The sequence below is a fragment of the Shewanella sp. AC91-MNA-CIBAN-0169 genome, assembly GCF_040310165.1.
GTDB lineage: Bacteria > Pseudomonadota > Gammaproteobacteria > Enterobacterales > Shewanellaceae > Shewanella.
This window is the reverse complement of the sequence record NZ_JBEOPM010000056.1, coordinates 1-2,369: the sequence shown is the minus strand read 5'-3', so window position 1 is coordinate 2,369 and position 2,369 is coordinate 1. Positions and strand designations below refer to the sequence as shown.

At 44.3% G+C, this 2,369-nt stretch carries 3 protein-coding genes; all 3 read right to left on the bottom strand.

Annotation, left to right across the window (positions count from 1 at the left end):
• Nucleotides 1-22 precede the first annotated feature (22 nt).
• The 3 genes from tnpC to AAEY98_RS22075 all read right to left on the bottom strand — a co-directional run bounded on the left by tnpC (nt 23) and on the right by AAEY98_RS22075 (nt 2,287).
• Entirely contained in the window at nt 23-1,504 is a 1,482-nt protein-coding gene (gene tnpC / locus AAEY98_RS22085; protein WP_351019680.1) for an IS66 family transposase, read from the bottom strand.
• Nucleotides 1,505-1,595: 91 nt separating this feature from the next.
• Nucleotides 1,596-1,946 (bottom strand): IS66 family insertion sequence element accessory protein TnpB, encoded by a 351-nt coding sequence (gene tnpB, locus AAEY98_RS22080; protein ID WP_182774134.1) that lies wholly within the window; start codon nt 1,944-1,946, stop codon nt 1,596-1,598.
• Entirely contained in the window at nt 1,943-2,287 is a 345-nt protein-coding gene (locus tag AAEY98_RS22075) for an IS66 family insertion sequence element accessory protein TnpB (RefSeq protein WP_182774132.1), read from the bottom strand. Before AAEY98_RS22075 ends, tnpB begins: the two co-directional genes overlap by 4 nt.
• Nucleotides 2,288-2,369: the final 82 nt, after the last annotated feature.

Genomic DNA, 2,369 nt, shown 5'->3' with positions numbered 1-2,369 from the left:
GTAACCGTCAAGCGAACCACAGCTACTGTTTAAAATTCCAGGGTAACAAGCTATCGATATTGGGTTCTGGTTTACACAGTTCATCAAGGCAAACCATGATGTAATCAAATGGGATTAGACCATTTATTTTGGCGGTTTCCACAATACTGTAAAGGGTGGCACTGGCATGTGCACCGTTAGCCGTTTGGCTAAATAACCAATTCTTTCGGCCTATCACAAACGGTTTTACTGCACGTTCAGCTCTATTGTTATCGATGCTGAGTCGTCCATCATCCACATAACGAATGAGTTTGTGCCATTGATTAGCCAGGTAATTAGCCGCCTCAATCAGTTTGGTATTGCCCACTAAATTTGGCTGGTTCTGCTCAAGCCATGCTTTTAGCTTGTCCAGTATAGGCACACTGGCTTGTTGTCTTGTCGTGTATTTATCATCCACACTTTTATCTTTAACGCGTGACTCAACGCCGTACAGTTTTTGGATAAGGCTCAATACCACATCCGCTTTGCCGGTTTTATTTTTCCCTTGTAGCTTTTTCGCGTCGATAAATTTACGACGAGCATGAGCCCAACAGCCGATTAAGGTTGCCTCTGTTTTGGCATAGGCCTGATAACCATCCACGTGTAAATACCCTTGATATCCATCAAGATAATTAACCACGCAGGCGGCCGCGCGACTATTGTGGAAGTCGTAAAGCACGATATTAGGGATAGGATTATTCGGGTCTGGTGAATCTCGACCTGAGCAATACACCCACATGTAGCTGTTCACTTTATCGGATTTCACCACCTTTAATGGCGTTTCATCGGCAAACAACGTGGGCTGCTTTAACAGCTCGGCTTTAAGTCGCTCAACTAGTGGCGCGAAGAGTGCAGCGGATTTGTCTATCCAGCTGCTCATGGTCTGGCGACTGAGCTCAATACCGTATTGCTTGAACATGGCTTCCTGGCGATAAAGCGGTAACCCATATTGGTATTTACTGGTGATAAGCTGACTGAGCAAACTGCTTGTTGCAATGCCTTTGTTGATGGGCATGGCAGGCATTGAGGCTTGCTTTATCTGTGTTTGAGTTGAGGATTTATCACAGTGACGGCAGGCGTACTTAGGCCGAATGTGCTCAATCACTTTGATTTGAGCGGGAATAAACTCAAGCTTTTCTGACTTATCTTCACCCATTTTATGTAGCTCACCGCCACAACAATCACAGGTTTTATCTGCTATATCGTGAATAACCTGCTCTCGGGGTAAGTCTTTTGGTAGTGGCTTTCGCACCGGCTTTTTACGGGTGTAGCTAATGGATTGTTGCTCTGCCTCAACTTCCTCAACAATCTCTTCCACTTCATTAAACAGCTCGCCTTGCCCTACAAAGCCTTCAGCACTTTTGCCGAATTGTTTTTGTTGGGCCAAGCGCCAGCGCTCTTCCAAGGCTGCGATTTGTGCATCCTTCTGCGCTAACAGTTTTTCAAGTTCAGCAATACGCTGTTGAAGGGCGAGTACATTTTTCATGAAGCCTATTTTAAGGCATAACGAAAGGCTTTCCAGTGCTAACTGAGCTGACTTTGATGATCATCAATCGATCGCCATATCTTTTGAATAATTAAAGCACTTGCTTACCTGCGACATCAATTTTGCTGTGGCCAATCACATCATAACCCGCTAATAACCAGTGTAATTGTTGCTCGGTTAATGTCATGGTGGGTGACATGAGTTTAGGCCATTTGAACTTATGTTTATCTAATCGCTTATACCACAGGGAAAACCCGGTGTTATCCCAGTACAGCAGTTTGAGTTTGTCGCGCCCTTTATTACAAAACACAAATAGCGCACCACTGAGCACCGGTAGTTCAAGCTCTGCTTCCACTAAGGCGGCTAATCCATTAATCGATTTACGAAAATCGACCACATCCGCACATAAATAAACGGTGGGCACATCAACAAACATCTTCATGCCATCAGCCCTTTAATGATGGCAACGATATCGTTCGTTGCTAAATTGGCAGGAAACATTAACTGGCCTGTGCGGATATCAAACTGCACCACATTTTGATGAGTTTGCGCGCAAACTTCAGTGGTGGTTTGTTTTAACTGAATAAAACGTGATGATGTGGGGTTCGTTGTTTGCACTGGCAAGGTTGAATTAGGCTGATACTCAGCCAGTAAAGCGCGCTGTTTATAGTAAGTGGTGATAGAGACATTATGGTGTTGGCAAAATTCGATATTAGTGCCACTAAACGAGCCGCGTTGTTGAAGTAGCATCTGCCACTGAGTAGTTGTTCTGTATGTTTTCATCACCTGCTCCAAATTTATCATTGAGCAGGTATTTTTAGACAATCAGAACATCGATGCTAGGTGTACTTCGCTAGACGCATAC

Coding starts and splice junctions, on each gene's coding strand:
- tnpC (WP_351019680.1), bottom strand. CDS start 1,504: ATGAAAAATGTACTCGCCCTTCAACAGCGTATTGCTGAACTTGAAAAA.
- AAEY98_RS22075 (WP_182774132.1), bottom strand. CDS start 2,287: ATGAAAACATACAGAACAACTACTCAGTGGCAGATGCTACTTCAACAA.
- tnpB (WP_182774134.1), bottom strand. CDS start 1,946: ATGAAGATGTTTGTTGATGTGCCCACCGTTTATTTATGTGCGGATGTG.